This is a genomic window from Staphylococcus sp. acrmy, from assembly GCF_022690565.1.
Taxonomy (GTDB): domain Bacteria; phylum Bacillota; class Bacilli; order Staphylococcales; family Staphylococcaceae; genus Staphylococcus; species Staphylococcus caledonicus.
In genome coordinates this window covers 277,150-292,541 of the sequence record NZ_JALCVE010000001.1, presented here as the reverse complement: position 1 = coordinate 292,541, position 15,392 = coordinate 277,150, and the positions used below count along the sequence as shown (strand labels likewise).

Here is a 15,392-nt window from a genome sequence, read left to right as displayed (position 1 = left end):
ACTATGAGTGAAGAACGTAAGTTAACATTTATGGGAGCAATTAACGAAGCAATCGACCAGTCAATGGAACGAGATGACAATGTTATTTTAATCGGTACCGATGTGTCAGGTGGTGCCGGCGTTGAACATATTAAAGACGATGATACCTTTGGTGGCGTATTCGGAGTAACTAAAGGACTTGCTAAAAAATATAGCCGTGATCGTGTTATCGATACACCTATTGCAGAACATATTACGTTGAGTGCAGCTGTAGGGGCAGCAGCAACAGGGATGCGTCCGATTGCTGAATTGATGTTTAACGACTTTATTGGTTTTGGTTTAGACCCTATCTTAAACCAAGGCGCAAAAATGAGATACATGTTTGGCGGTAAAGCGAAGATTCCACTTGTTGTTCGTACCGTACATGGCGCAGGTGCTGGCGCGGCAGCACAACACTCTCAATCTTTATATAACATGTTCGCTGCCATCCCAGGCGTTAAAGTGGTGGTACCGTCTAACCCATATGATGCCAAAGGATTGTTAATGGCTGCCATACAAGATGATAATTTAGTAGTATTTTCAGAAGATAAAACATTGTTAGGTCAAAAAGGCGACGTGCCTGAAGAACCTTACACAGTAGAGATTGGGAAAGCCAATGTTACACGTGAAGGCGATGATTTAACTATTGTTGCTATTGGGAAAATGGTTGCCGTCGCAGAAGAAACGGCTGATACACTAGCGGATGACAATATCTCAGTCGAAGTAATCGATTTACGCTCAGTATCACCATGGGATCAAGAGACCGTTCTAGAATCAGTGAAGAAAACTGGGCGTCTCATTGTCATCGATGAGTCTAACCCACAATGTAATATTGCCGGCGATGTGGCATCAGTCATTGGAGATGTCGGTTTCGATTATCTAGATGGCCCAATCAAGAAAGTCACTGCACCAGATACACCCGTACCATTTGCGGCTAACTTAGAAGAAGCTTACATTCCAAGCGTAGACAAAGTGCTAGATGTAGCTTCTGAACTTATTGAAGATTTAAAACAAGTAAATGCCTAAGTAAGGGGGGATGAGACGATGAGTGAAAATATTATTATGCCGAAACTAGGTATGACGATGAAAGAAGGCACAGTGGAAGAGTGGTTCAAAGCTGAAGGCGATACCGTAGAAGAAGGCGAAAGCATTGTGACTATTAGCTCTGAAAAGTTAACACAAGATGTGGAAGCGCCAGCGAGTGGTACGCTACTTGAAATCAAAGTGCAAGCTGGCGATGAAGCTAAAGTTAAATCTGTACTTGGTGTGATTGGAGAAGAAGGCGAAAGCACTGGCGATAACGAGGATGCTGAGACAGATGAACAAACCTCTAAACCAACGCAAGCAGAAGACAAACAAGAAGATGGCACAAATAAAGATGAAGCTGAAGTAGCACACGCAGAGCAGCAGCGTTCATCAGAAAGCACATCAAATCAAGGTCATACAGATGGGCAACGTATCTTTATCTCACCATTAGCGCGTAAAATGGCCGAAGAGAAAGACTTAGATATTACACGCATCAAAGGTACAGGCGGTAATCAACGTATTACGAAACTTGATATTCAACGCGTCGCAGACCAAGGCTATGATTATGAAGGTAATGAAACTTCAGAAGTAGCGTCTGAAACAACTGGCAGTCAAACTGCGAGTGGATTTGATAGTACTAAGATTGGTGAAGGACTTAACCCGATGCGTAAACGTATTGCCCAGAACATGCGTCAAAGCCTAGCCGAAACAGCCCAATTAACCTTACATCGTAAAGTTGATGCCGACCGCTTATTAGACTTTAAAGAGCGACTCTCTACTGAATTAGCCGATGCCAACCAAGAGGTTAAACTTACGGTTACTGCATTATTAGCTAAAGCTATTGTTTTAGCGCTCAAAGAATATGGTGCGATGAATGCACGTTATGAAGATGGAGAACTCACAGAATATGATGATGTACATCTTGGCGTAGCGACATCATTAGACGAAGGACTTATGGTGCCAGTGATTCAACAAGCCGATACAAAAAGTATTGGAGCTTTAGCTAAAGAAATTAAAGCTGCAGCTGAAGCCGTAAGAGAAGGTAATACGAATGACGTCCAACTACAAGGCGCAACCTTCACGATTACGAATATGGGTACAAGTGACATCGAATACTTCACACCAATTTTAAATCGTGGAGAAACAGGCATCTTAGGTGTAGGCGCATTGTCTAAAGAAGTCGTCTTAGAAGCGGGTAGTGTTAAACAAGTGTCTCGTATTCCGCTTAGCTTAACATTCGATCATCAAATCTTAGATGGCGCTAGCGCAGCAGATTTCTTAAAAGTTCTAGCTAAATATATTGAAAATCCATACCTATTAATCTTGTAAATTTGAGTAAGTCAGCTATCTTTTATCGTAAGATAGTTGACTTCTTTTTTATAATAGACTATCTTATATTATAAGATAGTTAGTAAAAGGTGATTATATGTCAGTATCAAATCAAATGATGAAGGGGCTTTTAGATGGTGCCATACTTGGACTTATAGCAAAAGGTGAAACCTATGGATATGAAATTTTAGAGAAATTAAAAGAAAATCAATTTCCTGAAATTAGCGATGGTAGTATCTATCCGGTCTTACTGCGATTAAGTAAGAAAGGGTACGTCAAAACAACAACGCGCAAATCAGATAATGGTGGACCTAAACGTAAGTACTATACTATTTCTGAAAGTGGCCAGAAAGAACTCCAACAGTTTAAGGAAAAGTGGTATTACCTCAACTCAGGAATGACACATTTATTCGGGAGTGATAAGGATGATAAGTAAAGAAGCGGAAGATTATTTGTTTAAGCTTAAAACTGAATTATTATTTAGAGGTAAAGATGAAAAAGAAATACACGCAATTGGTGATGAATTAGAAGATCACTTTGAAACAGCAGAGCAAAATGGCGAAGATGTGAGCGATATTCTTAATACGCCGGTAAAACAATATGCCGATAAGTTTTCTAAACATATGAGCTTTACCGAAGGCTTACCCAAATATGTAACTTACTTCGTAATTTATTTGTTCGCATTGTTTACTATTCCAGATTTCTTCAGAAAAGGATTTACATTAACGCTAAGTTATTTACTAAACGTAGTCATTATTTTCGCAATTAGTATTGGAGTATTATTTCTTTATAAAAAATTAATTATAAATTATGGTGAGCAAAAGCGCACATATATCTACGCCTTCATTGGAGGAGGTTCTATATTTCTACTCATGGTATTAAGTACGTTTATTACAAAGCATCATCCTATTTATACGATTCTGACTTTAACACAAACGCAAAGTATTATTGTAGGAACAATTTTACTTATTGGTGTTATGGTGGCATGCTTTATTGTTAAACAAAAAGTTTACGCTTTAATAATATTTGTATTGTGTTTACCAAATATTATTGCACAATTATTTACTGCACATAATCATTCACAAATCCAATATACGTATATTTCACTTGGAATATTAATGGCTTTATTGCTTTTCCAAATTATATATACGATTTATAAAGGTAATAAATTACGCAAAGAAGATTCAAAAAAGCGTTAGAAAAATTGGGGCTCTTAGCCTGATTGACTCATTCCTAAACAATACAAAAAAGCGTTTAATCACTAATTTCTAGTTCATTCAACAACTAGATAGGTGATTAAACGCTTATTTTATTTCATATTATAGTGCTTCGTATGCTTCAACGATTTCTTTAGCTAAGCCATCGCTCGCTTTAGCATGTTCTTTTAAGAAAGCTGTCACGCCATGTGCGTCGATATACTCACGCATTTCTACAGTTTCTTTGTCTGCCATATCATCATATTTTAATAATAATGCAGCTGCTTTCACTAAACCTTTACGGTGTAAGTTACTTTTATATAAGTAAGTTAAAGGTTTCATAATACGGTCTTTTGGACCAATTTTACGAAGTGTGCCACGACCTACACGTGTCACTTCATCTGATAGGTAAGGATTTTCAAAACGGCCAATAATTTTATCAACATAAACCGCTTGTTCATCGTTACTGAAACTGAAGTTATCAGTGATGTACTCGCTTGTTTCACCTAACACTTGGCGTAAATCTGCTAAAATAGCTTCGTCTTTAACTGCGTCTAATACAGTGTCTTTGCCATAGTATTTACCGGCATACGCTAATAAAGCGTGACCAGTGTTAACAGTTAGTAATTTACGTTCGATGTAAGGTGTTAAGTCATCTACATATTTAATATGGTCTAACTCTTCGCCGTACCATGCGTCTTTTTCCACAACCCATTCAAAGAAAGGTTCAACCATCACGTCTAAGATGTTGTCATTCTTTTGAAGAGGAACGATACGATCGACTGCAGAGTTAGCGAAATGAATGTTGTCGCCTAATGGACCAGTGATATCTAAAATAGCTTCTTTTAGAGTATCCGTTGCCATAATCGCATTTTCACAAGCAACGATATTAACATGATTCTCTTTCTCTTTTAGATAAGGTGCAAATGATTTCGCAATAATTGGCAGGATGTTCACGCCTACTGCAGTAGTAATGATATCTGCTTCAAGAATCGCTTGTTTTAATTCTTCTGAATGTTGTCCACTGTTAATAGCACTGACGCCAGTAACGCGACTAGTTGTTTTTTCTTCATTAGCAAGAATAACGTTATACGCACCTTCGTTATCTAAAGCATCAATAATTTCCGCGTTTACATCTGCAAATGTGACATCGACATTGTTATCTGACAGAATATAGCCGATAAATCCACGGCCGATATTCCCAGCTCCGAAATGTACTGCTTTCATTATGCATCTGCCTCCTCGAAGACTTGTTTAATTTCTTCTGCGGATTTTGCGTTAACGATGCGGTCAACATTTTCTTCTTCACTGAAAGTAATCGCGATTTTAGATAATAAGTCTAAATGTTCGCCGTCTTTACCAGCAATACCTACTACGACTTTAACTGTTTCGCCGTTCCAATCAACGCCTTCAGGAATTTGAAGTAATGTTAAACCTGATGCTAAGACTTCACCTTTAGCTTCGTCTGTACCATGAGGAATTGCTAAACCGTTACCCATGAATGTTGAAACTACGTTCTCACGTTCTTTCATTGCTTGGATATAAGCTTCGTTTACTGAACCGCTGTCTACTAATGCGCGACCAGCTTTCTCGATTGCTTCGTCTTGGCTACCTACAGATACGTTTAAAAAGATATTGTCATTACTAAATAATTCAGTCATTTGATACACTCCTAAGTTAATTGATTTTGAATTCGTTTTATAAAGCTATCTCTCAATATGTGTTTAATTGCGTCGGGATTCTGCATAAAGTCATCAATTTGCTCGAGGTGATGACCCAGTTCTGCTGATAATTCCCCGACTAGTTGCGCCATTTCATCGTTATTTGGGATAAATAGGCTAATCATATATTTAATTTTGAAAAGGTCATTTTGAGTACTTTGCATGCCCAATTCTTGATTTAATATCGTAATTAAGATCAACGGGCGTTGAATCAAATCGTCTCTCATATGGGGAATAGCCACAGGGTAAGGGTGTAAGACCCAACCAGGATTCTGATTCAACTTGTCTTGCAACAGCTCAGCGAATGACGTCTGACTACCCGGCGCAATTACGCCGTTCTCCTCAAGATAGTCAGCTAAATATTTGTTCCAATTAGTTACGTCTTTATATTCAATTTGCATGGAATTCAATAATTCTAAGCCTTGTTCCATGCTATTAATGATGTTATCAGGGTTGTGAATGGTTGAATGTTTCACATCACTAGTATCTTGTCGCGTCGCACGATGCTCTTTCGTTTTTAAAAATGAGGCCACATATGTGACATCTGATTCTGGTAATAACGGGTTGACGGTAATGAATGGCGTTGTAATATCCAACTTGACGGTTGAGATAATGCCATCGTAGTCGTCTAAGTCCAACATTTTCAAATCACTCACAGATGCCTGTGTAATCTTCTCAATTTCACTAAACGATTGTTGCAAACGTGTGGCTAACAAGCGACTGGTTCCAATACCACTACTACACACAACTAAAACATGTAGCAGTTGGCTCGACTGACTTTTCAAAGAGCCACCAAAGTGCAAGACAATAAAGGCAATTTCATTATCCGGGAAGGCTAACTCCGGCCATGTCTGGTCGATTGCTTTATGCACGATGTCGAAGAGTCGCGGATATTTGTACTTAATCATTTCGGTAAGTGGATTATACGTCTCGATATTAGCTTCTAAACGATTAATCGCCGGATTGATATGCAAGGACAATCCTTGAAATAGCGTCGCATAATCTTCAAACTTTTGGCCTGATAAACGTTCCACGCGATTCACAAAAGCTTGAATCTTGCGGTCGTCGAACTCATTATTTTCAAACACTTGCGAGGTCGTTCGTCTGTTAGCGCCACGTAAATGAATGGTGATGAATGTCACTTCAGCTTGATTAAAGTCGATATCGTATAAACCTTCTAGCCGTTTCGCAATTTCTGTAGCGATTCGGTGTTCAAATGTATCTTTTACCGAGTCGTAAATCTCTTCATTAATCGACACGTATTCGCCGTTTTGAATGCGGGCGATACTTAGCACGATATGCACGGTTAACGTGAGATAGCTTGATTCGGTTAAGGTGTAGGGTAGTTCGCCCAAATAATCCATTAAGATACGTTCAATATTAAAGATACTGTCCAAGTCGACGAGCGCTTGTTGCGATTGGTTAAGTGATTGATAGACGAAGTGGTTCTCGATAACCGAGTAGACACTCGTACTATTTAAGTTATTGACCATCAGCTGACTTAGAAATTCACGTTTCTTCGATTCCGGGCCATCGAGATAGACGCCTTCGCCACGTTTGCGGTAAAGGGTTAATTGATAGCTTGCGAGATCGTGTTCTAAGTCGTCGAGTAGTTTGGTCAATGTTTGCACCGACACGCCAATTTCTTGCGATAAACTATATTGTTTCACTGCATGCTTCGATTGAATCAAGGCGTATAAGATAATGGCTTTCTGTTCTTCTACCGATAAATCAACCGTTTCATGTTGGGCCATTTCTTTTTTTAATTCTTGAAAATGAACATCCTCACCGGATAGCTTAATGCCTTTCTTATTTGCACGTTCGAGCGTGATATTAAATCCTTTAAGATAGGTTTCAATGTCCTTTAATTCACGATGAATAGTACGAGAGGATACGCCAAGTTGTTGAGCAATTTCGTAAATCGTGACATATTGACCGTAATATTTGATTAACAGTTCAATGATTTCTTTTTCACGTGTACTCATCAACATTGTCGTACCCTCCTAGCAAACTATAGTTCTATTTTTAGTGATAGTTTGTGATGGGAGAGAAGGGGAAACCTAAGTTACTTCAAAGGTTTCGTCGCCTTACTCTCTTACTCTTTATCTTGATCTTTTTTTAAGTTGTTTAATAATTCTTCATAACGTGGAGAATTTAAGAAGTTATCCACTGAGATATGAATAGCGTTTGGAACTTGCTTGATTGCACGGTCAGTTAATGTTTTTTGTGTAATAACAAGTTGTGCATCGTTTGGTAATTGGTTGATTGCAGTATTTGTAACGTTAACGTCTGAAATACCTGCTTTTTTGAATTTATTACGTAACATACTTGCACCCATTGCACTTGAACCCATACCCGCATCACATGCGAAAATAACATGGTCAACGTTGCTATAGTCGTGAGCGTCAACGTCTTCAGTGTTGTAGTCATCAAGTAAGTCTTCTGCATTTTCTTCAGATGATGCGTCTTTATCATCTTTATTAGCTGTATCGTCAGTTGCTTCTTTTGCTGCGCCAGTGCCTGTAGTAGCACCAGTTAATTTAGATGAGACGCTAGATTTTTTACCTTTGTTAGATTCCATTTTAGCTGTTGCAGCTTCTAAATCTTGTTTAGGTTCTTTAGTGAATTTCATGATTAATGCGGCAACTGCGAATGAAACGATTGTTGCTAAGATAACACCTAATAACATGTGTAAGAATTCGCCTCTAGGTGCGTTTAAGCAATACACGATGAATGAACCAGGTGAAGCTGGGCTCTTGAATCCAAAGCCTGTTGCTTGGTAAGTAGCAACGCCAGTCATACCACCTAAAATAACTGCTAAGAATAATAACGGACGCATTAATACATATGGGAAGTAGATTTCGTGAATACCACCTAAGAAGTGGATGATACCTGCACCATATGAAGTTGCTTTGGCTGTGCCTTTTCCGAAAATCATGTAAGCCAATAAGATACCTAAACCTGGACCAGGGTTAGATTCGATTGTGAATAAGATTGATTGACCAACTTGTGCTGCTTGGTCTGTACCAAGTGGTGTGAACACACCATGGTTGATTGCGTTGTTTAAGAACACGATTTTAGCTGGTTCTACGATGATACTTACTAATGGTAATAAGTGAAGGTGAACTAAGAATTCAACTGCCACTGATAAGATATGCATAATGAATTGCATGATTGGCGCCAAGATTTTGAAGCCAAGGATTGTCATAATAAATGCTAGAATACCTGCTGAGAAGTTGTTGAATAACATTTCAAAGCCTTGTGGTGTTCTAGGTTGTAGGAATTGGTCGATTTTCTTCATTAACCAACCTACTAAAGGACCCATAATCATTGCGCCAAGTAACATTGGTGTATCTGGTAATGCAACGATAACCCCCATAGTTGCTGTCGCGGCAACGATACCACCACGTAGGTCGTGGATTAAGCGGCCACCACTGAATGCGATAAGTAATGGAATTAAGTATGTGATCATTGGTCTTGCTAATTGAGAAAGTTCTTTATTAGGGAACCAACCATTATCTATGAAAATCGCAGCGATAAAGCCCCATGCGATGAACGCACCGATGTTTGGCATGATCATACTACTAAGGAATGAACCAAACGCTTGGACTTTACGGCCGAGACCTTTTTTCTCTTGTGTTTCTGTCTGAGCCATAACTACACCTCTTTTTTTATTATTATTGTGTGTCTTTATTGTAAGGGGGAGAGAAAGCGTCTACAACATAAAGAAAATGCGACTTTGTCACAATAAATGTGACAAGAGTATGTATAACTAGAAGTATTCTAAATTAATGTCTGTGTTGGTTATTTTTATTGAAAATGAGGATGGCGTAGGGAGCAAGAGGAGTGTAAAAATGGTGACGATGAAGGTGGTTATTGGATGGCAAGAGAAGGATGGCGTGGATGACAAGTGGTAGGTAGGGACTCACTTTCGTTGAGACGCGTTCCTGTGGGAAAGGCTCGTGCCTGTAGTCACTCGGCACTTTCTATTCCACTAGGAGTCGCTCAACTGCGTTCGTTGTGACGTGGGAGGTTATTCGAGTAATTCTCTATATTATTGTTGTGGTGTTTGAGTGATGCTATTTTTAGCAAAGTGGTAGGTAGGGACTCACTTTCGTTGAGACGCGTTCCTGTGGGAAAGGCTCGTGCCTGTGGTCACTCGGCACTTTCTATTCCACTAGGAGTCGCTCAACTACATTCGTTGTGGCGTGAGGTCATTATTTAAGAAATGAACGATTATTTAAAGGATAAATAGGTTAAATAATAAATAAGTAAATATTTAAGGAGTGAGGTATATGTCAGAGACACAAGATACAGGTTGTATTAAGTGTGGACATACTGAAGTTGAAGAAGGTACGTTATCAGCTACAGGTTCAGGAATCTCAAAATTATTAGATTTACAGCACAATAACTTTAAAACCATAACATGTAAAAATTGTGGTTATACTGAGTTCTATAAAGAAAGTGCAAATAGAAAAAGAGACTTCATCGATTTATTCTTTGGAGGATAAAAGATAAATACTTTTAAACAGTGGGGTAAGAGCCACTGTTTTTTTGTGTTTTCTTTAATTTAAGATCATATTTTGTAAAGAGGATAGTAACCAGTTGGAAATGTTATAGGTTAGGCTTCGGGTTGTGTGGCTGTATAGTGCAGGGTGTCTAAAATCAGGGAAATTCAGCTTAAAATAAACAAGAATTCTAATTTTGTAGGACTTACATGTATCCAATTGTTGTAACTATTGGTACGATAATCTTAATACTTTATTTCCATGGAAATACAATTGGGAGGTGTGGTTATGGATTCTAATACTGAATTTAAAAAAGGAGTCTTGTTTGCGTTAGGTGCGCATTTATTATGGGGAGTTCTTCCTATTTATTGGAAATTAATAGGGGGAATAAGTGCGTTTGAAATTCTTGCCTATCGTATCGTGTTATCAATGATTTTTATGGTGCTCATGATTTTCATTTTGAAGAAAACGAACACATTTAAGCGAGACATAACAAATTTAGTTTCACATCCGATACAACTTATCGTGATTATCATTGCGGGGTACGTTATTACGATAAACTGGGGAACATTCATATGGGCAGTGTCAAATGGACATGTGCTACAGGCAAGTTTAGGTTATTACATTAACCCATTAGTAAGTATTCTATTGGCGTTCATTTTCCTAAAAGAGAGATTTAATAAGTTTGAAACGTTGGCTATTATCTTTGCGATGGTGGGCGTAGTCTACATGACCATTCGTGTCGGCGAGTTTCCGTTTATTTCACTAATGCTAGCATTTTCATTTGGTATTTATGGTTTGCTTAAAAAATTAGTGCGAGTTGAAGCGATGAGTAGTATCGCAATAGAATGTATCGTTACTGCACCGACGGGTCTTATTTACATGGCTTACTTATGGCAAACGAGTCAAAGTTCAGTAGGTATAAATATGGATAGTTTCTGGCTTCTATTTTCAGGGATGATTACGGCAGTGCCACTGATCTTATTCTCAGCAGGTGCTAAACGTATCCCACTATCATTAACTGGCTTTATTCAATACGTCAGCCCAACGCTAATATTTATCCTAGGCATCTTCGCCTTTAAAGAACCATTCGATATTCATCAATTGATTACGTTTATATTCATTTGGGTTGGTATCGCGTTATATAGTATTTCTCAATACGTGAAAATGAAACGTAACGCTAGACCTCAATAATGTGAATTTAATACATCGTAAAGGAATTTCTATATAACGTAGGAATTCCTTTTTTAATTCAATTCTATGTAAAAAAATTCAATTTTTACCACAAGCTTTCAACTTAATATTACTTATTAGATTTATTATCAAAGATTAATTATAGATACAATTTTGAAACTACAAATACATAAATTAAATAAAAAATGTGCACAATTTGTTGTAGAAATAAAAATTTAATTAAAATATAATTATATAGTGTTTTTTAAAATAGAAGCTTTATAGGAGACGGTATATGGAATTTTTGGGATTTTTAATAATTATAGGGTTAAGTGCATTTTTTTATAAGAAAATTAAATTGTCTTTGGCACAATCAATAGGTTTAGCAATTGGAAGTATTATATTATTAAATATTTTATTTTATACTATTCTATTTCTCGGTTTTAAAGTATCAATAATTTTGGTTTTCATCGTTGTAGCTATACTTTTGTTTTTACAGAGAAAAAATATCTCTGATTGGAAAAAAGGGGATATAGTAGTAGATAATACTATTGAATTTAGTAGTGAGATTGAAAGTATGGCTATAGAGAGCGATATGATTGGTGAAAATATTCCTATAAACAGAGCAGAATATTTTAACATGGGGACTGAACAAAATATATCTGAAGATGTTTATCCTATTATATATAATGCGAAACCAGCAAAAAATGAAATGAAGTTTATGGAGTATGGATATTTAATAACTACAAACGAAATTGTATTAAATAGACAAATAAAAAATAAAAATAAAGAAGATAAGAAAGAAAAATACACAAATGAAAAAGTTAGCATTCCATTTCAAAATTTATATAAGCAATATAGATTTGGAAAAACATCTTATCTATTATATTACGAACGTCCTAATATGATAGTTAGAAATTTACCAGAGTCGTTAGCAAATAAAATAAATTTTGTTATTGAATCAGGGTGGTCTAAAATTGTAAATGAAGCGTTAAAAAATAAAGCATTTACAGAAACTGAAGTTGAAGAAAATAAACAAACTAAAGAATTAGAGAAAATATTTGAGAATATTAAAGATAACTTAGATATTAATAATATTTCAAATTCAATGAGTAATGCTCAGTTTGCAAATGTTAGTTTGCAAATGAATGAAGACTTGAATAGGTCTCAAATTAACGCTAGATTTAGTGAGAGAACTGATAAAACAACTGGTGAACGAGTAAAAGCCAAAGGTTATGGTGTGGCTGGAGAACATGCGGGAACGGCGTTTGATAAATTAAAAATGAAAAATGCTGAAGGTTTCGGTCATAAGAATAAAAAAAATGGTCCAGATAGAGCTGTAAACGGTAAATTCATTCAAACAAAATATTGTAAAAATGCTAAAGCTAGTGTGAATTCAGCGTTCCACACTGTAGATAAACATCAAACTGCTAAATACATATACAAGAAAAAAATGATGATTTTAGAGGTTCCAAAAGATCAATATTCGGAAGCAATAAAAGAAATGAAGAGAAAAATAGAAGGTGGGGCTGTCCCCCATGAAAATAATCCTAACAATGCACATAAATATATAAAAAAAGGTGCTTTAACTTACAATCAAGCACAAATTGCTCAAACAAGTATATTTGATAGTAAAAAACATTCAGTTTATATAGACTCACAAGGAAATAAAAAAACTGTAACGTTAGCACAAAAGATTAAATACTCTGCAGGTATTGATTTTATACACGGGGCAAGTACGGCAATTCCTGGATCGATAGTCTCAGGTGTATGGATGTATTGGACATGTAGAACCTCTGGCTTAGACTCTAAGGAATCTTTTAAAAAAGCTAGTATTTCATTCATAAAGCCTATTGCTTATAGCGGTTTTACTTTTATGATTGCTTCTCAATTTGCTGGTAGTCAGGCAGGAAAAAAATTAGGACAAGCGTTAATTAATACAAAAGTGGTTAATAAGTTTGCTAAAAATTCTTCTAAAAACGCTACAAAAATGGTGACCGGAGGAACTTTGATAGCTATAAATGTTGCTGTGACGTTTGGGCCAGATGTTTATAATATATTAAAAGGAAGAATTTCTTATAAACAGCTTGTAAAAAATACAGTAGCCACAAGCGCTGGATCTTTAGGTGGATTAGCTGGGGGAGCAGCTTTGGGAACCTCATTTTTACCAGGGATTGGTACAGTTATTGGGGCAACTATTGGAGGAGCTATTTCAACAATGGCAGTAAAAAAAATTATGGATAACTTTGTTGAAGATGATGCTGTTCAAATGATTAGAATTGCAAAAGAAGAGTTTATTGAGGTTGTAATAATGAGTAGTGTGAGTAAAGAAGAATTTGAGTATATAATTAATAAAACATTTTTAAATAAAGACTTCAATAAAATTTTAAAATTAATGTATGCTGCAAACTCACATAGAGACTTTATTAAAGAACTATATAATAATTTATTAATTGAGGTATATGAGCAAAGAAAAGGGCCTGATGATGCTGAAATTATTGCGTTTGTAGAAAGTGTTTATGATAAAAATCAAGGAATAGTTTAGTAATAAAAATAATTTCTTAATTAAAAAAAGTAATAGAATAACTATTAAGGCTCTCTTATGTAATATACTTACAAATTTTGTATTACAAAAGAGGGTCTTTTAAATTTAATATAAAGTATAGATTTATGAAAGTTAGGAATAGTTAATAGATGTGAACTACGTATTTATAATCAGTTAGACTTATTTAGAAATATTCGTGTTTAGTAGCTTTTAAATTTAAGTTAACTTATTTTGCATATTTATCTAAAAAATAAATCATATGACAATAAAATAAAGGATGATATAAAATCTTATTATTACTCTTTTTTGGTAATTATAATACTTAAAATGGTGATTGTAAGAGACGATTATAGTAAATTGTTATCAATCCTAATTAGGAGATAAAGTCAATAAAAAACGCTCGAAATACTAAAATAAAATTTTTAGATTATTTTAAGCCTGGAATAGCGCGACTTTGAAAGTTTTTACGAACTTTTGTCACTAAATAGTGGCTTTTAATTATTGTAAGATTTAAGTACAATTAAAGTAATTCATAGCCAGAGTAATCATTTCTTACTTATGTAGGAGGTGATTATTACTGTTTATTTGCATATTTAATATAAACTTTGAAGTTTTTATTACTTTAAATGTATTTTTATCTTTAGCAATGACTATATTTTTTGGAAAACTCAATAAAAAATAACCCTTTATTATTGGCAGTAATAAAAGGGTTAAATAAACTAGTAAGAAAAATAGAGATTTCATACTCTATATTCTAGCTATGGTGTATGATTCCAACTTGTAATTTACAAGTTGGTTTTTTTATTTATAATGCTAATTTAATACTAGGTTAAGTTTCAATGTCTGTCAAACTCAAAAAGTAATATTTAACTTATAAAATTATTTTATTCAATATAATATTAACATAATCATCACATATCAATCGTGTCTACTAAATAACAAACGGTTTGTAAAATAATCTTTTGGGTTGATAGTTTGTTGAATTTTTCCGGTTTCTTTTAGCCACAATTGTAGGTCGTTGTAGAAATCGTCGCTTATTGATAAATCATTTGTGAAGCATTTTGTTGTGGCTTCGATGGTATCTTTATTTAATTGGTTATTTATATCTGTTTGTGTGTATTGGGCATAGATGTTAATTGCGTCTTCAAGGTTTGTATTGATGTACTGAATTGCTTTTTGAATGACTTTGATAAATCGTTTGATTTTAGTACTTTCTGTATCTAATTTATTAGGCGTAGTAATAAAAATTAATTGGCAAAAGTCTGGTACGTTGTAATCTTTTAAAGCGAAATAATCTACGTTAAGGCCTTTACTTCTTGCTTCTAATATTTCAAAATTTTCAAAGATAAGTGTAGCAGCATCGGCTTTATCATTTAGTAAAGCGTCGGTGTGATAAAAGCTATTGTTAACTGGCGTAATATCACCGTCTTTATACTCTACGCCATCAGCTTCAATCATCGTTTTGGCGATAGCAATGCCACCTAAACCAGGTGCACCAGGATATTGGAGACGTTTGCCAACTAAATCTTTAGGTGTTGTAATGCCTTTATCTTTGTTGTACATTACGCCACCATTCGTATGTAAGTATCTAGCGAATCCTACTACATTTTGGTTGCTTGCTTTATCTTCTACTAAATGGATAGGTTCAGTAATGGCGATATCCATTGAACCATTTTCAATTTCTTCTAATGCATCAAAATGTTTTTCAGGTTCTATCATTTCAATCTCTAAGTCGTGTTCTTTAAACCAACCTTTTTCAATACCTAAAATTAATGGTAAATGATCAGGATTTAAAAACCATTCTAAACCGACTACTAATTTTTCCATAAAAAAATTCCTCCAATAAACAGTTTTCCGTAAAAAAGTGAATGTTGAA

Annotated in this window: 11 protein-coding genes and 2 pseudogenes; 8 read left to right on the top strand and 5 right to left on the bottom strand. The window is 35.4% G+C overall.

The genetic code is table 11. The annotated features are described in order from the left end of the window. The first annotated feature begins 3 nt into the window (after positions 1-3). The 5 genes and pseudogenes from FH144_RS01415 to FH144_RS01400 all read left to right on the top strand — a co-directional run bounded on the left by FH144_RS01415 (position 4) and on the right by FH144_RS01400 (position 3,572). Positions 4-1,044: an alpha-ketoacid dehydrogenase subunit beta gene (locus FH144_RS01415; protein WP_242313368.1), complete on the top strand. Its 1,041-nt coding sequence runs from the start codon at positions 4-6 to the stop codon at positions 1,042-1,044. An 18-nt stretch (positions 1,045-1,062) separates the two neighbouring features. Next, positions 1,063-1,230 (top strand): annotated as a pseudogene (locus tag FH144_RS12085) (biotin/lipoyl-containing protein); the annotation flags it as partial. 240 nt (positions 1,231-1,470) lie between these two features. Beyond that, positions 1,471-2,373, top strand: a pseudogene (locus FH144_RS01410) (dihydrolipoamide acetyltransferase family protein); the annotation flags it as partial. 97 nt (positions 2,374-2,470) lie between these two features. Continuing rightward, positions 2,471-2,809 carry a PadR family transcriptional regulator gene (locus FH144_RS01405; RefSeq protein ID WP_242313366.1) on the top strand — a complete coding sequence of 113 codons (339 nt, stop codon included), beginning with the start codon at positions 2,471-2,473 and terminating at the stop codon, positions 2,807-2,809. Next, the gene (locus FH144_RS01400; protein ID WP_242313365.1) at positions 2,799-3,572 is read left to right on the top strand and encodes a hypothetical protein; all 774 of its coding nucleotides are present in this window, start codon (positions 2,799-2,801) and stop codon (positions 3,570-3,572) included. The genes FH144_RS01405 and FH144_RS01400 overlap by 11 nt, the downstream gene beginning before the upstream one ends. Before the next feature lie 120 nt (positions 3,573-3,692). Here the strand turns inward: FH144_RS01400 and FH144_RS01395 are convergent, their stop codons facing one another. The 4 genes from FH144_RS01395 to FH144_RS01380 all read right to left on the bottom strand — a co-directional run bounded on the left by FH144_RS01395 (position 3,693) and on the right by FH144_RS01380 (position 8,945). After that, positions 3,693-4,796 (bottom strand): mannitol-1-phosphate 5-dehydrogenase, encoded by a 1,104-nt coding sequence (locus FH144_RS01395; RefSeq protein ID WP_242313364.1) that lies wholly within the window; start codon positions 4,794-4,796, stop codon positions 3,693-3,695. Then, positions 4,796-5,230, bottom strand: coding sequence for a PTS mannitol transporter subunit IIA (locus tag FH144_RS01390; protein WP_103166426.1), 435 nt, complete (start codon positions 5,228-5,230; stop codon positions 4,796-4,798). The genes FH144_RS01395 and FH144_RS01390 overlap by 1 nt, the downstream gene beginning before the upstream one ends. An 11-nt stretch (positions 5,231-5,241) precedes the next feature. Further along, a complete protein-coding gene (locus tag FH144_RS01385) occupies positions 5,242-7,281 on the bottom strand; it encodes a BglG family transcription antiterminator (RefSeq protein ID WP_242313363.1) in 2,040 nt (679 codons plus the stop codon). A 104-nt stretch (positions 7,282-7,385) separates the two neighbouring features. Then, positions 7,386-8,945 (bottom strand): PTS mannitol transporter subunit IIBC, encoded by a 1,560-nt coding sequence (locus FH144_RS01380; RefSeq protein WP_242313362.1) that lies wholly within the window; start codon positions 8,943-8,945, stop codon positions 7,386-7,388. A 640-nt stretch (positions 8,946-9,585) separates the two neighbouring features. Here FH144_RS01380 and FH144_RS01375 point away from each other — a divergent pair. The 3 genes from FH144_RS01375 (at position 9,586) to FH144_RS01365 (ending at position 13,516) form a co-directional block, all read left to right on the top strand. Next, complete coding sequence (locus FH144_RS01375) at positions 9,586-9,801, top strand: zinc ribbon domain-containing protein (RefSeq protein ID WP_242313361.1); 216 nt, start codon at positions 9,586-9,588, stop codon at positions 9,799-9,801. 285 nt (positions 9,802-10,086) lie between these two features. Next, entirely contained in the window at positions 10,087-10,992 is a 906-nt protein-coding gene (rarD, locus tag FH144_RS01370; RefSeq protein WP_242313360.1) for an EamA family transporter RarD, read from the top strand. Positions 10,993-11,266: 274 nt separating this feature from the next. Next, complete coding sequence (locus FH144_RS01365; protein ID WP_242313359.1) at positions 11,267-13,516, top strand: hypothetical protein; 2,250 nt, start codon at positions 11,267-11,269, stop codon at positions 13,514-13,516. Between the two features lie 918 nt (positions 13,517-14,434). On the opposite strand, the gene FH144_RS01360 is transcribed toward FH144_RS01365, so the two are convergent. Beyond that, the gene (locus FH144_RS01360; RefSeq protein ID WP_242313358.1) at positions 14,435-15,343 is read right to left on the bottom strand and encodes an ABC transporter substrate-binding protein; all 909 of its coding nucleotides are present in this window, start codon (positions 15,341-15,343) and stop codon (positions 14,435-14,437) included. Positions 15,344-15,392: the final 49 nt, after the last annotated feature.

What these genes read in the sequence shown, in the direction of transcription:
- FH144_RS01360 (WP_242313358.1), bottom strand. Translation starts at nt 15,343, where the DNA reads ATGGAAAAATTAGTAGTCGGTTTAGAATGGTTTTTAAATCCTGATCAT.
- rarD (WP_242313360.1), top strand. Translation starts at nt 10,087, where the DNA reads ATGGATTCTAATACTGAATTTAAAAAAGGAGTCTTGTTTGCGTTAGGT.
- FH144_RS01380 (WP_242313362.1), bottom strand. Translation starts at nt 8,945, where the DNA reads ATGGCTCAGACAGAAACACAAGAGAAAAAAGGTCTCGGCCGTAAAGTC.
- FH144_RS01415 (WP_242313368.1), top strand. Translation starts at nt 4, where the DNA reads ATGAGTGAAGAACGTAAGTTAACATTTATGGGAGCAATTAACGAAGCA.
- FH144_RS01405 (WP_242313366.1), top strand. Translation starts at nt 2,471, where the DNA reads ATGTCAGTATCAAATCAAATGATGAAGGGGCTTTTAGATGGTGCCATA.
- FH144_RS01390 (WP_103166426.1), bottom strand. Translation starts at nt 5,230, where the DNA reads ATGACTGAATTATTTAGTAATGACAATATCTTTTTAAACGTATCTGTA.
- FH144_RS01400 (WP_242313365.1), top strand. Translation starts at nt 2,799, where the DNA reads ATGATAAGTAAAGAAGCGGAAGATTATTTGTTTAAGCTTAAAACTGAA.
- FH144_RS01365 (WP_242313359.1), top strand. Translation starts at nt 11,267, where the DNA reads ATGGAATTTTTGGGATTTTTAATAATTATAGGGTTAAGTGCATTTTTT.
- FH144_RS01375 (WP_242313361.1), top strand. Translation starts at nt 9,586, where the DNA reads ATGTCAGAGACACAAGATACAGGTTGTATTAAGTGTGGACATACTGAA.
- FH144_RS01385 (WP_242313363.1), bottom strand. Translation starts at nt 7,281, where the DNA reads ATGTTGATGAGTACACGTGAAAAAGAAATCATTGAACTGTTAATCAAA.
- FH144_RS01395 (WP_242313364.1), bottom strand. Translation starts at nt 4,796, where the DNA reads ATGAAAGCAGTACATTTCGGAGCTGGGAATATCGGCCGTGGATTTATC.